Source organism: Streptomyces sp. NPDC051677, from assembly GCF_044453465.1.
Taxonomy (GTDB): domain Bacteria; phylum Actinomycetota; class Actinomycetes; order Streptomycetales; family Streptomycetaceae; genus Streptomyces.
Window position 1 is genome coordinate 130,005 of the sequence record NZ_JBITCT010000009.1, and the last position, 13,751, is coordinate 143,755.

Consider the following 13,751-nt stretch of genomic DNA (forward strand, 5'->3'; position numbering starts at 1 on the left):
ATCGGACGCATGACGGACACCACGGCATTCGACTGGCGCTCCTTCCTGCTCAGGTGGAGCGGGGAGTGGGCGGATTCCCTGCCGGACGGCGACACGCGGGGCCAGGACGACGAGGCCGCGCGGCAGGCACGGTGGCTGGGGTTCCCGTCCGCGTCCGAGGAGCTGATCGCGACCATGGAGGAGCGCCTCGGCCGACGGATGCCCCCGTCGTACCGGGAGTTCCTCAAGGTCAGCGACGGGTGGCGGCACGCGGGCGGGTTCGTGTGGTTGCTGGCGGGGACCGAGGACGCGCGCTGGCACAACGACGCGTCGGGACTCGCGGATTCGTTCGAGGAGCACCTGGACGAGGACGCCGGGCCCGAGGAGCGGCGGGAGACGGACATCTGGCGGCGTGGGCTGCAGCTCGACGTCGAGTCCGACGCCGCCTACGTCCTCCTGGACCCCGAGGACGTGGACGAGGACGGTGAGTGGGCCGTGTACACGTGGGCGGGCTGGCGGGCCGCACCACCCGAGCGGCACGCGAACTTCCTCGAGTTCATGCGGGACATGCACCGGGAGTTCCACAGCCTGCGGGCCCACCGGAGCGACGAGGAGCCGGTGTTCGCCAACGACACGACGCGAAAGCTGGACGCCCAGGTGGAGGAGGCCCGGCTGGAGGCGCTGGGCGGCGGCTGGGAGCGGGCCGGGAAGGCGCTGGACGAGGCCAAGGAGTACGGCAGACCACGGGCCGCCGGCCTGGGTGACCAGATGCGCCGCCTGCTCGGACAGACGTACATGGTGTACTTCGACGGTCTGGTGACGGACCCTCAGTACGCGCCGGAGCTGCTGCCGCCGCTGGTCGCCGAGCACGCGGCGCACTCGTACCGGGACGACTCCACGCTGACGTTCCATCTGCGGGGCGCCGGCGACGACCTGGTGTCACTGGCTTACGCGACGCTGGATCAGGTGAGGAACGGCACGTACCGCTACACGCCGGCCGGACCGTTCGGGGAAGCGGTCGAGCGGGCGCGGGAGCTGGCGCGGTGGGGAGACACCGACGGCGCATGGCGGACGCTGATGAGTGCTCTGCCCCTGTGGGAGCCCCGGGGGCCGGACCACCTGGCGCCGCTGGCATGGGTGGCCGACCCCTTGCTCGGTCCGCTGCTGACCCCGGAGCGGGGCCAGGAGCTGCTGTCCACGCCGAGAGGCGGGCAGAAGGGTGAGCCACCGAGGCCGACGGCCGGGCTCGACCCGGGCGATCTGGTGTGGCTCGCGGAGCCGGACCCGGGCAACAACCGCACGTCCTACCGGTTCGTCCTGGTGGAGGGGGTGGAGCCGGAGGAGCTGCCCGGACGTCTCGCGGAGGGGGACGGCACCGTGCTGAACGAACCCATGACCTTCTGGGAGGCACGCCACGAATCGATGTACCGCCACAGGGAGTTCTCGTCCTATGACGACAGGGCTCTCATGGCGGTGGGCCGGGCCGGTAACGGCTGGAGTTTCGCCTTCGACGGCGATCCCGCCCCGTTCGACCGTCGGCGGCTCGTCTCACCGGCCGCGGCCGCCGGCGCGGGCACCCGCGCGGTCGTGGTGTGGAGCGGCCTGAGGACACGGCACGGGAAACCGTTCTTCCACCTTTCGGTGGCCCGAGACGGTGCCGAGCAGTACGCGTTCACCTACGCGGACGGAGATATCCAGAAGAGCGGGGAGATACCGCGGGCGCTGGACCCGGGCCGGTTCTTCGGCGAGCTGGAGGACGGCGCCGATGTGGAGCGGTCGCTGCTGGAAGCAGTGACGGGGGAGTTCGGCGCCCGTCTGCCGCGTCACGCCATCGTGTACGGGAGGCTGCACACGTTCACCACCCGTTCCTGGACACGGCCGCCGAGGGACGGCGAGACGTACGCGGTGATCCACATGCACCGGGCAGCCACGCGCCCGACGGACGGCGGGCAGACGGGAGACAACCCGCCGGACAGCAGGTAGAGACCGGCCAGGCCGCGAAAACCCACGTCGGCCGGCAGTCCGTCTCCGGCTCGCCCCCGCGCGAGGCATCGACATCTCCTGTTTTCCCCATTGTCGACACCCGGTCCGCCCCACTGCTGCCGCCGCGGCCGTCACGGCCCACTCGGCTGCCGCTCCCGATCCGACGCGGCGAGCGCCCCCCACCGATCACGGCCATGCTGAATGCGGTACACGCACCACCGGCCGAAGCCGGAGCCCGGCGCACGAGCACGAGGTGGGAAGGCGATGACGATCGACGTGACAGTGCGGCGCCTGATCCCCCTGCCGCCAGAGCAGGTGGCCGGATACGCCATGGACTGGTGCCACGACAGCTGGGGGCACCGCCCATGCCCGTTCAGGGCTATGGGGGAGGACGCACGGCATCCGCACTGCGGAGCTGACGCGGCAGGCGGACGACGGCGGGTTCGGGACGGGCGCCGAGGTCACCCGAACGGCCCGCTTCCTCGGCCGGCGCATCGACTACGTCCTGCGCGTGGCGGAGTACGAGCCCCCGCGGCTGCTGGACATGGTCTCCGTGGCCGCCCCGATGCCGATGCATGTCACGTACTCCTTCGAGCCACACCCGCGCGGTACTCTCGCCGCCATCCGCGTCCGCGGAGGACCCGGCGGTCTCCTCCGTCCGGCTGCGCCCCTACTCGCCCGCCAGGTCCGCTCCTCCCTGACCAAGGACCTGCGCGATCTCGAGCGAAGGCTCACCGAGCGGGAAGCAGGTGTCTGATGACGTACGACGAAGGGCTGACCGAGCGGATCCGCGAGCAACTCGGCGCGGATCCCGACATCGCCGAGAAGCGAATGTTCGGCGGGATCGCCTTCCTGCATCGGGGCAACATGGCCGTCGGCGTGACCGGCGACGACCTCATGGTCCGCGTCGGCCGGGACGCCACCGCGGCGGCCCTGGCCCGGCCAGGGGTGCGGATCTTCGACATGACCGGCCGCCCCATGCATGGCTGGGTCGTGGTCGCGGGCTCCGTCATCTCGGAGGACGACGCCTTGCATGCGTGGATCGATGAGGGACGCGCCTTCGCAGCGGGCCTGCCACCCAAGTAGGAGTCGTCACGGTGCGCGGCTCCCCCAGCTCAGTGAACTGGTTTCCGCGGGCCTAGTGATCCTCGACGACTTCGAGGTGGGTGATCCGCCATCTCGGCCGTGCCCGCGAAAAAACGGCTAGCTTGTACACAAGCGGAGGTCGCGGCCGGCGCGTCGCAGCGCGGCCTGGAACTGCGGGAGCGAGAGCTTCGTCGCGCGGGCCGGGGTCGGCGCCGTGGCCAGGACGGCGCGGGCCTCGGGACGGGCGAGGCCGTGCTGCTCGCCGAGGAAGGCGTCCAGAGCGGCCGGGCAGAACGTCTTCAGCAGCGAGCGGACTTGGTTGACCAGCTGCTGGCGGTGCCAGACGGCGTCCTGCTGGGCGCGGGCGAGGACAGTGATGGCGCGGGCCAGGTCGCTGCCGGCGGGCAGCGGCCGGTGGGCGTGCATGTCGGTGCGCAGGATGTTCGCCAGGACCAGGGCGTCGCCGTGGTCGGACTTCTTGCGGCTGACGCCGTGCCGGTCGCGGTAGCGGGCGGCGGAGAGCGGGTTGACCGCGTAGATCCGGCGGTTGCCGGTGCGCAGGGCGGCGACGAGCAGGCCGTGGCTGGTCTCGATCGCGACCGGTATCGGGTCCTCGGGGGTGTCGCCGTACTCGGCGAGCAGTTCCAGCAGCACCCGGTAACCGGCCGCGTCATCGGTGATCCGCCGCTTGGGCCAGCAGCGCGCCGGCCGGGTCGACCAGGGCGACGTCGTGGTGGCGTTCGGCCCAGTCGATCCCGCAGCACACGTTCAATCGGTTCTCCTTGCCCTGTGCGTTTGTGCGGGTGACAAGCCTGTGTGGGCCACGCGGCGACCTGATTCCAGGACTCTCGGGTCCGCCATCTCACCAGCCGTTCGTGACGCCGGCGCACCACGGGGGCCTCTGTCTCGTGCAGAGCTCGACGGCTCGGGAGGAAACGGAGAGGTCACCCTGCGGCGGGCTCGCACCACGACGATCAACGTGCGGACGGCCGGGATGGGTTTCGCGGCGGTCCGAAGACGCCGGAGGCAACCGCTCTTTCTGAAGGCCTCTGCGGGCCGGGAGAACACAGGAGTCCATCCGGCGCCCACGCAGCCGCCGCGAAACCCATCCACATCAGTCAGTCCAACAGCCCCTCGCGAGGCTGGCCCGGAACGACCTACTCACGAATTAGGAGCAGGAGAGGAACGCCGACCGGCTCCCCGCGCGCACCGGCGAGCGTGATCATTGCCGGAACCCGGCAAGGACGCGCACGGTTGAGTGCACGCCAAGGACCTGTCAATGCCGCGTAAAGAACGTGTAGGGTTCCCCGCGGTGTGCCGGGAAGTCTGGTCGGCGGTTAGAGGTCACGTGTCTTTGCCGATCGGGGGTCCGGGTCATGGTGCTCGTCGTGGTGTTCGGGGTGGCGCTGCTCATCGCGGTGTTGCTGTCAGGTCTGGCCGCCCGGACCGTGCTGTCCACCTCCTTCCTCTTCCTCGTGGGCGGCGCCCTGGTCAGCGACGGCTTCCTGGGGATCGTCCACATCACTCCGGACAGCGAGATCGTGTCCGTGACGGCCGACCTCGCGCTGTTCGCGGTCCTGTTCACCGACGGCATGCACGTCTCGTTCCCGAAACTGCGCGCCAACTGGCGCAACCCGGCCCGCGCGCTCGGCCTCGGCATGCCGCTGGCGTTCGCCGGCATGGCGTTGACCACGCATTTCCTGGTCGGTCTGGACTGGACGACGTCGTTCCTGGTCGGCGCCGTACTGGCGCCCACCGACCCGGTGTTCGCCTCCGCGATCGTCGGCCGCAAGGAAGTCCCGGCGAAACTACGGCAGTTGCTGAACGTCGAGAGCGGCATCAACGACGGTCTCGCTCTGCCGGTCGTCCTCGTTCTGATCGCGGCGGCGGGGCCCACTTCCGGGCACGCCGAGGCTGGCCTCGGAAAGATCGCGCTGGAGCTTGTGCTCGGGCTGGTCTTCGGCGTCGTCCTCCCGCTCGCCGTGATCGAACTCGTACGATTCCGGCTGTTGGGCGCCGAGCCCAAGCTCCAGCCGCTGTTGCCGCTGGCGATCGGCGTGATCCTCTACGCGGCCTGCCACCTGACGCATGCCAACCCCTACCTCGCCGCGTTCTCCGCCGGCGCGGTGCTCACCGCGCGCTCCCTGGAGGCGAAGGAGGCGTTCGAGCCGCTGGGCGAGGCGCTCGCGGAACTGGCGAAGTTCGCGGCCCTGCTCGTGTTCGGGGCGCTGCTGACACCGCAGTTGTTCGGCGACCTGTCCTTCGGCGGCTACATGGCGGTGGTGCTGGCCATCGTGCTGATCCGTCCGGCCTCGCTGCTGCTGTCGTTGCTCGGCACCCGCTTCACGCGACGGGAGAAGCTGGTCGCCGCCTGGTTCGGGCCGAAGGGCTTCGCCTCGGTGGTGTACGGGCTGCTGGTGCTGCAGGCCGGGATCCCGCAGGGCGAGGAGGCGTTCACGCTCATCGCCGTGTGCATCGCCTTCTCGATCGTCGCGCACAGCTCCACCGACGTACCGATCGCCCGTGTGTTCGACGTAGAGGACCTCGCGGGTGTGCCCGGCGGCGAAGCACCTCGTACGGTTTCGGGGGCCGACCGTGTCGGCGCGTGAGCTCGCGGAGCCGTATCCCCATGTCGTCACCGACGATGACGCGCGCGATGCGGCACGGCTGCTGGTCGAGCGGCGGTTGCCCGCGCTGCTGGTCGTGGACCGCGAGGGACGGCCGTACGCCGCGGTGCCCGGTTCCCAGCTCATCGGGCCGCTCCTGCCCCCGGACGCGCTGACGGACCCTCGGTACGGCGCCGGACTCGACGCCCGAGACCTCGACGGCGCTCTGGAAAGACTGGCCGGGCTCACGGTGGCGGAGTGGCTGCCGCGGCACCGGACCCGAGCGCCGGCGGTCACGACGGAGGCGAGCGCGACACACGTCACGACCCTCATGGCCCGCACACACGTCCCCCTGGTCGCCGTGGTCGAGCGCGACGGCGACCGGAGCCGCCTCGTGAGCGCCGTGACCGCGGCCCGCCTGATGGAACGACTTGTCGGAGGAACGTGAACGGCTGGCAGAGCTGGGCAGCGGTCGTGGTCTTCGTGGCCACCTACGGGCTGATCATCAGCGAGAAGATCCACCGCGTCGGGGCCGCCCTGGCCGGCGCCGCGGTGATGCTGGCGATCCGCGCCACCGACGACGAGTCGGCCTTCTTCTCCGAGCACAGCGGAATCGACTGGAACGTCATCTTCCTGCTGATGGGCATGATGATGATCGTCGGCGTGCTCAAGAAGACGGGCATGTTCGAGTACCTAGCGATCTGGGCGGTGAAGCGGGCCCGGGCCAGACCGTTCCGGGTGATGGTGATGCTCGTCGTCATCACCGCCGTCACGTCGGCACTCCTCGACAACGTCACGACGGTGCTGCTCGTGGCGCCGGTGACCCTGCTGGTCTGCGAGCGTCTCGCGCTGCCCGCGGCGCCCTTCCTCATCGCCGAGGTGTTCGCCTCCAACGTCGGCGGCACCGCCACCCTGGTCGGCGACCCGCCCAACATCATCATCGCCAGCCGGGCCGGGCTGACCTTCAACGACTTCCTGGTCCACCTCGCCCCCCTGTCCGCGATCCTGGTCGTCGTCCTCGTCGCCCTGTGCCGCTTCCTGTTCCGCGCCTCCTTCGTCTACGACGAGGCACGTGCCGAAGAGGTCATGGCACTGGAGGAGAAGGAAGCCATCAAGGACCCCCGGCTGCTCGTCCAGGGCCTGGTGGTGCTGGCCCTGGTCGTGGCCGGATTCGTCCTGCACCCGGTACTCCACTACGCGCCCAGCGTCGTCGCCCTGCTCGGCGCGGGACTGCTGATCGCCGTCTCCTCCGCCGAGACCCGCGACATCCTGGGCGAGGTCGAGTGGCCCACCCTCGCCTTCTTCGCCGGCCTGTTCATCATGATCGGCGGACTGATCGAGACCGGCGTCATCGGCGAGATCTCCCGCGCCCTCGCCGACGCCATCGGCGACAACGAACTCGGCGGCTCCATGCTGCTGCTCAGCGCCTCGGCCGTGCTGTCCGGCATCGTGGACAACATCCCCTACGTCGCCACGATGGCGCCCATCACCGCGGACCTGGTGCACAGCATGAGCGGCGATCCCGACCACGTCATGTGGTGGGCCCTGGCCATCGGCGCGGACCTCGGCGGCAACGCCACCGCCATCGGCGCCAGCGCCAACGTCGTCGTCCTGGGCATCGCGGAACGCAACCGGCAGCCCATCTCCTTCTGGCAGTTCACCAAGTACGGCCTGGTCGTCACCGTCGTCACCGTGGCCCTGTCGGCCTTGTACGTGTGGCTGCGCTACTTCGTCCTGGCCTGATCAACGACGCGAACGCTCGGCGCCCCGAGGGCAATGACCCGCCCCAGTCACCCGTGGGATCGTCACCAGGTGGCCTTTCCGCAGGACAAGGAGCGAAGGATGTTCACCTGGCTGTGGTGCATCGGCCTGTCGGCACTGGCACTGCCCTGTGCCGTACTGATGTTGAAGGGCTGGGCGCCCCGGCGCTACCGGCACCGCACCGTCCCGTGGGCGATACAGGTCCGGGGAGTCGCCATGCTGGTGCTCTGGGCCGGCGGGATGCTCACCCCGCTGATACGTCACAGCGAACTGGAACCCGAGGACGCCTCGTTCCTTTCCTCCGTTGTCCCCTCCGGGTTCACGCTGTTCGCCCTGGGCATCCTGTGCGGGTCACACCTCGCCGAGGGGTTCCACCGGCGGGGCCTGCGGACTCGCTCCCCTCAGGGGACACCGGACAGCCACACGGCGCTTTGATCTCCGTCGAGCCGGTGGCCGGCAGTATCGCGTCAGGCACGCCAGGCATCCGGAAGCCGGAGCCGCGTATGTTCCGCGTCAAGGCCCTGGCACCCGCTTAGGGGGTGTACGACGCTGAGAACAGGAACCTTTCGAGCAGATGAAGGAGTCCGCCGTGCGCGCCCGTGACCTGGCGGTCGAATACGAGACGGTGAGCGTCGACAGCGACGCCCTGGAAGCCGCCCGGCTGATGGCCGAGCGCCGATTGCCGGGCCTGGTCGTGCTCGACGAACTCGGTGAACCGAAGGCAATCCTGCCCGCGTCCCAGCTGGTCAAAGTGCTGGTGCCCCCCTACGTTGTCGAGGATCCGGCGCTTGCCGCCGTCGTCGACGAGCGGCATGCCGACCGGCTCTGCGAAGCCCTCGCCGGCCGCCGCGTCGGCGACTGCCTGTCCGACCGGGCCGAACCACCGCCGATCGCCGACCCTGATGACACCGCGCTGGAGGTGGCCGCGCTGATGGCACGCGTGCGCAGTCCACTGGTGGCGGTGGCCGAGAAGATCCAGGTTCCACCAGGTGCAAAGGGCCGAGCAGGCACCCGTTTCCTGGGGGTGATCACGGCCTCGCGCCTGCTGCACGAGCTGCTCGGCGCCACGAGGTCGCCCAAAACCCCATGAAAAAGAGGAGCGTTCGTCGGAGGCGGCTCCCGGTCCGCTCAGTGTGAAGGCGAGCGCCGGTGCCCGCTTGACTGATGCGGAAGGGGTGAGACCACCGACGGTCTCCGTCACTCGTGCTCGCGAAGAAAACGGTTCTGGTACGCGTGGGCCCGGCGCCGGGCCCCGCGGAGCCCCAGGGTGGCCTCGTTCTCGATCCGAAGAGTCTCGGGCCCGGCCCCCAGCCGCCGCCGGTCCCTGCGGACCAGCACGGTCGTGCCAAGGGCGACGATCAAAACCGCGACGGCGAGCGGTACGAGAAAGTAGATCATCGCTGCTCCTGTTCCCCGGCCGCGTGGCGGCCGCTCGGGTGGGCACCGGGGTGGTGTGGGGCGGCGGCCCGGTCGATGGCCGACTCGACGGCGGCGATACGGTCACCGACCAGGGCCAGGGCCGCCACGGCGCGGGTGAGGCCGTCGTCCTCGGGACCGCCGAGGGCCTGCGCACGGACGTACGCCGCCTTGATCTCGGCCCAGCGCACAGCCTGTCCGGTGCTGAGCGTGCCGCGCAGTTCCGCCAGCTTCAGCAGGTTGGCCTCGGCATCGGTGGTGAGGGTCTGGGCCTCGGCCGTGTAGTGGTCGTCGATCAGCGCGGCCAGTTCGGCGTCGTTCATGACCGGCTGGATCCGCTGGGCGATCTTGTTCATGTTGCGGTACGAGCCCTGGAGCCGGAAGGGCGGCTCGGTGCGGCTGGTGTCGGTCCGGCCGGCCGAGGCGATGTACGCGGCGTTCACCGCCAGGACCGTGCGGCGGGCCGTGAGCACATGACGCAGCACCGCCAGGATCCGTTCCAGCTCGGCCGGGGCGTAGGGATGGGCCGGCCGGTCGGCCCCGGCCGTCGGGTCGTCCTCGGCCATCCGGACGAGCAGCTCCAGGTCGGCGCGGTCGCGGCCGGCGAGTGGGGCGAGGACCGGGTTGGAGGTGAGGGCGTTCTCGACGAAGCTGAGTGCGAAGGCGTCCTCCTTGCCGGTCAGGACATCGCCGAGGTTCCAGACGTCGGCACGGTTGGCGAGCATGTCGGGGACGTGGAAACGGCTGCCGGACTCGGTGTAGGGGTTGCCGGCCATGCACACCGCGAATCGCTTGCCTCGCAGGTCGTAGGTGCGCGGCTCGCCGTCCCGCACCCCTTCCATGCGGCGGGTGGCGTCACAGAGCGGGATGAACCTCTGCAGCAGTTCGGGCGAGGTGTGCTGGATGTCGTCCACGTACAGGAGGGTGTTGTTGCCCGCCTCCAGCGCGAAGTTGATCTTCTCGACCTCCTGCCGTGCGGTGGCGTTGGGGGCCTCGGCCGGGTCCAGGGAGGTCACGGCCTGGCCCAGCGCCGGGCCGTTGACCTTCACGAGGATCATGCCGAGGCGGTCGGCGACGTACTCGATCAGGGTCGTCTTGCCGTAGCCGGGCGGGGAGACGAGCAGCAGGAGGCCGCCGGTGGCGGTGCGTCCGGGCTCGTCCGCGGCGCCGATCTGCCGGGCGAGGCTGTCGCCGACGAGGGGCAGGTACACCTCGTCGACGAGCCGGTTGCGGACGAACGCGGACATGGTCCGGGGACGGTACTCGTCCAGGCGGAGGCGGGCGCGCTCGGCGGCGGCCAGCGCGGTACGGCGGCGCTGGTAGGCGCGGTGGGCGGGTACGTCGTGGGTGCGGAACCGCCGGGTACGGGCCAGGAGTTCGTCGACGCGGACGGTGAGCGCACGACCCGTGACGCGCGGGTGGCTGCCCAGCAGCCCTGTGACGCTTTCGCTGAGCTGTGCGTCGGACTCGTGGCGGACCAATCCGGGGCAGAGTTCGGCGGCGACCGCCTCGGCCAGGTCACCGGGGCCGAGGTCCGTGCCGGTGGCGGTGGCGTAGGCGGAGAGCCATGCCTCGACGAGCTGTTCGCGCTCGGCGAGATCATCGAGTGCGGCGAGGTCCTCGTCGTAGGCCGAGGTGCCCACCGTACGGCGGAACTTGTCGAGCAGGGTGCGGGTGCCCGCACTGATGACGAAGCCGTCGGGACCGCTGGTCAGTTCCTCGAAGAGGTAGCCGGCGGCGGCAGCCGCGCTCTCTCCGCCGATCGCTTCCGCCAGCTCCTGCCGCACGTCGTCGATCGCGGGCACCAGGCCGAAGGTGTCCCGAGCGCGGGCCAGGGACACCGCGCGCCGGGTCCAGTTCCCGCGGGCGTCGGCCGTCGTGCCGTGCGCCCAGAACAGCTGGGCGGCGGCCCGGGCTGCGGGCTCGTGGCGCAGCGGGCCGGCGGTCGTGTGCAGCCGCAGCAGGGCGGTGAGGATCAGCACCGTGTCGTGGTCGTGGACGCCGCGCTCGTAGCCCTCGTCGTACGCCTCCTCCGCGGCCCTGCGGACCAGTGCCGTCAGGTCGCTCTCCTCCGCCAGTGCGGTCGGGCCGTGTTCGTCCAGCAGGCGGGCGGCGAGGTGTTCGGCGCGGTAGACCTCGGGTGACTCCGAGCACAGGGGGCGGTCCCAGTGGGCCCGGGTGGCGCCGAAGTCCGGGTCCGTGACCGGGGACCGGTAGTCGGTGCCGGTGACGGCGAAGGCGAGAGTGTCGCCGTGCGGGACCAGGGTGAGGTCGAGGGGCTGGGTGTTGACCGCGAAGCGATGGTCGCCCAGGCGGAGGGTGCGGCCGTCGTCGGCGTACAGGTCGGTGCGGTCGCGCAGGGCGCGCAGCGCCTCCTGACGGGCGGACTCAAGGCGGCCGTCGAGCTCCTCCGCCCTGACCTGGTCGCCGAGTGTACGCAGTTCGTCGGCGATGCGACGGACCTTGACGGGCATCGGGTCGGAGGTGAAGTACGTGGTGACGGCGTCCGCGTCGACGAGGGTGGCTGCCCGCCTGGTCACCGTCCGGAGCACGCGGGTCGCCGAGTCGGCCAGGCGCTCGGCGCGGCGGGCGCGGACGCCGGCGAGGCTCTGCCTGCGCGCGGCGAACGCTTCGTGGATCTCGTCGCGCTTGTCCGTGATCATGCCGAGGAAGTCGTCGGAGTCGGCGAACCGGGCCTCCAGGCTCTCCGTCTGCACGAGCAGGCGGGTGAGCTGGTCGTCGCACGCCTCGGGGCTCGCGGTGGCGGCGATCGCGCTGGTGATCGCCTGTCCCAGCAGCGCGAACTCGGCGGCGAACTCGGCCCGTCCCTCGCGCTCTCGCAGTTCGGCCCGGCGGCCGTCGAGGGCGGCGCGGGCCCGGTTGACACCGCCGAGCACCTCGGCGATCCGCTCCAGGACGGATGTACGGACCGTGGCGTCGGTGACGTCCAGCCCGGTGACCACCTGCGTCACCGTGCCCAACCGGTCGGCGAGTCCGTCCAACTGGGCGGCGACGGGCGCCGCCTCGGCGAGGGTGGGGACCGCACCGGCATCGGCGCCGAGCCGTGCGACGTCCGCGTGGAGGTCGGCGAAGGCGTCCTCGCGGGCCAGATGGGCGACGGCCCGGCGGGCGAAGGAGGAGATGTCGGCCTCGGTGCCAGCGGCGAGTTCGTCGATGCGAGTGGTGTCCGCGTACCGCAGGTCCTTGACGGCGAGCAGGTGTCCCTGGGCCTGGCGCAGTTCGGTCAGGCCGGTCACCCAGGCCATGGCGCCGCGCGGCGCCTCGCCCCGCAGGCGGCGTACGACCGCGGCGACCCGCTCGGCGGCCTCGGTGAGCGCGTCCTGCGCCCGCCGGGTGAGCGCCCGGACGGTCTCGAACTCGGCCAGCACCTGTTCCGCCGTCGCCCGGATCTGTGTCAACGGGGTGCGCAGATCACTGAGTTCGGGGTCGGCAAGCCAGTGGTGGGAGTCGGTCACGCGGGTGCAGGCGGCGGTCAGCGCCGCGTACACCTCGCTGCTGGGGGTGGTCTCGGTGACGGCGCGGGCGATGGACAGGCAGTCTGAGATGCCGCGGACGAGGTCGGCGTTGCCGACGCGGGCCAGCGGGCCGGAGCCGACGGGCCGGGCTGCGGCGTGGGTGCCGGAGACGTACGGGGAGTTCCACAGCTGGACGGGGTGGACGTGCCGCGGCTCGTCGTCCTCGGCGCGCAGGATCACCAGCCCGCCGTCGTCGAAGAGCGTCCAGCCCTGACAGAGCAGGGGGTTGGCGGCCTCCTTGCGGATCGTGTTGTACGGCATGAGCAGGCTGCGGCCTTCCCCGCGCGTGCGGAAGGTGTAGAGCACGTCTTCGCCGTTCGGGGAGCGGATCTCCCGCTCGAACTCCATCCCCGCAGTGTCGAGTTCGTAGGTTTTGGGGGTGCCCGTGGCCAGGTAACAGCCGCCGGGGAAGAGGATGCCCTGGTCCTCTGGCAGGCGACGGCATGCCTGCCCGATGCCGTCGAGACGGACGACGGTTCCGGTCAGGGTGTTGAACACCAGGTGGCGGTCGGTGTCCTCGTTGTACGGGCGGACGCGCAGCAGGACGAGCGCGCCCACGCGCGCGTACGAGATGTCGGCGTCGGCGAGGGACTGCAGCGGTTCGTCGACCGGCTCGGCGTAGACGCCCTGGCCCGTGTCGGTGTCGTTCTCGGCCTTGACGGTGAGGGCGCCGCCGACCGTGGAGACGAAGACCTCGCCGCCGACGGAGACGTGCGGGTGACGGCCGAGGACGTGGTCGTCACGACTGGTTGACGTCCACTCGACGTCGTCAGAGGCAGGCTGAACGAGGTCGCGGTCGCCGCGCGCGTCGAGGAAGGCGGCCCGTCCATCCTCCGCCGGCGACCAGCGCAGAACGCGGATGTCGCCGGGCCGCTCGCCAGTGCGGAAGACGGCCAGCAGCTTGCCCGGCACTCTGCGCAGCCGGAGCAGACGGGCCTGCCGGAAATAGCGGTGAAGGGCCGTGAACTCCCGCACGAAGGCGGGATCGTCCAGCAGGCCGGGCACGGCGTCCTCCGGCAGTCGCCCAAGGTCGCGACCGTACAGGGCGAGGACGTCACCCACACGTGGGTCGCCGTCCCGGCCCGGGACGGTACCGCAGCCGAGGAGCAGTACGTCACCCACGGCCGCGATGTCGCGGGGCACGCCGGCGTGCTCGGTGCGCAGTTGCCCCGTGCGGGCGAGTTCGAGCCGGGTCGAGCCGAACTCCTCGCCGCGGCGGGTGTTGAGCGCCTCGGCCCGGCGGGCGAGTTCGGCGGCCTGCGCGGTGAGGCGGTCGCGCAGCACTTCGTACGCGCCGCCGTCCAGTCGCTCGATCGGGCCGGTGGTCATGGCGTGCCTCTCGGGAAGTCGGAAGAGCGTGGTCCGGACCCGCCGTCCCCTGTGC

Annotated in this window: 9 protein-coding genes and 2 pseudogenes; 8 read left to right on the top strand and 3 right to left on the bottom strand. The window is 71.0% G+C overall.

The genetic code is table 11. The features are described 5' to 3' along the window. Positions 1-9: 9 nt before the first annotated feature. The 3 genes and pseudogenes from ACIBAF_RS13175 (at position 10) to ACIBAF_RS13185 (ending at position 3,048) form a co-directional block, all read left to right on the top strand. Entirely contained in the window at positions 10-1,962 is a 1,953-nt protein-coding gene (locus tag ACIBAF_RS13175) for an SMI1/KNR4 family protein (RefSeq protein WP_399463267.1), read from the top strand. Positions 1,963-2,226: 264 nt separating this feature from the next. Then, a pseudogene (locus ACIBAF_RS13180) lies at positions 2,227-2,719 on the top strand (SRPBCC family protein). Next, entirely contained in the window at positions 2,719-3,048 is a 330-nt protein-coding gene (locus tag ACIBAF_RS13185) for a TfoX/Sxy family protein (protein WP_399463268.1), read from the top strand. The pseudogene ACIBAF_RS13180 and the gene ACIBAF_RS13185 overlap by 1 nt, the downstream one beginning before the upstream one ends. A gap of 141 nt (positions 3,049-3,189) precedes the next feature. Here ACIBAF_RS13185 and ACIBAF_RS13190 read toward each other — a convergent pair. Then, positions 3,190-3,820 (bottom strand): annotated as a pseudogene (locus ACIBAF_RS13190) (IS110 family transposase); the annotation flags it as partial. A 604-nt stretch (positions 3,821-4,424) separates the two neighbouring features. Here ACIBAF_RS13190 and ACIBAF_RS13195 point away from each other — a divergent pair. The 5 genes from ACIBAF_RS13195 to ACIBAF_RS13215 all read left to right on the top strand — a co-directional run bounded on the left by ACIBAF_RS13195 (position 4,425) and on the right by ACIBAF_RS13215 (position 8,505). Next, a complete protein-coding gene (locus ACIBAF_RS13195; RefSeq protein WP_399463269.1) occupies positions 4,425-5,657 on the top strand; it encodes a cation:proton antiporter in 1,233 nt (410 codons plus the stop codon). Further along, positions 5,644-6,102, top strand: a complete 459-nt coding sequence (locus ACIBAF_RS13200; RefSeq protein ID WP_399463270.1) for a CBS domain-containing protein — start codon at positions 5,644-5,646, stop codon at positions 6,100-6,102. The genes ACIBAF_RS13195 and ACIBAF_RS13200 overlap by 14 nt, the downstream gene beginning before the upstream one ends. Continuing rightward, positions 6,099-7,397 carry an ArsB/NhaD family transporter gene (locus ACIBAF_RS13205; RefSeq protein ID WP_399463271.1) on the top strand — a complete coding sequence of 433 codons (1,299 nt, stop codon included), beginning with the start codon at positions 6,099-6,101 and terminating at the stop codon, positions 7,395-7,397. Before ACIBAF_RS13200 ends, ACIBAF_RS13205 begins: the two co-directional genes overlap by 4 nt. Positions 7,398-7,496: 99 nt before the next feature. Next, on the top strand, positions 7,497-7,850 hold the full coding sequence (locus ACIBAF_RS13210; RefSeq protein WP_399463272.1) for a hypothetical protein: 354 nt from the start codon (positions 7,497-7,499) through the stop codon (positions 7,848-7,850). 154 nt (positions 7,851-8,004) lie between these two features. After that, positions 8,005-8,505: a CBS domain-containing protein gene (locus ACIBAF_RS13215; protein WP_399463273.1), complete on the top strand. Its 501-nt coding sequence runs from the start codon at positions 8,005-8,007 to the stop codon at positions 8,503-8,505. Positions 8,506-8,612: 107 nt separating this feature from the next. Here ACIBAF_RS13215 and ACIBAF_RS13220 read toward each other — a convergent pair whose 3' ends face one another. Together ACIBAF_RS13220 and ACIBAF_RS13225 are read right to left on the bottom strand one after the other, a co-directional pair. After that, on the bottom strand, positions 8,613-8,813 hold the full coding sequence (locus ACIBAF_RS13220; protein ID WP_399463274.1) for a hypothetical protein: 201 nt from the start codon (positions 8,811-8,813) through the stop codon (positions 8,613-8,615). Continuing rightward, positions 8,810-13,696, bottom strand: a complete 4,887-nt coding sequence (locus ACIBAF_RS13225) for a DNA repair ATPase (RefSeq protein ID WP_399463275.1) — start codon at positions 13,694-13,696, stop codon at positions 8,810-8,812. Before ACIBAF_RS13225 ends, ACIBAF_RS13220 begins: the two co-directional genes overlap by 4 nt. Positions 13,697-13,751 lie beyond the last annotated feature (55 nt).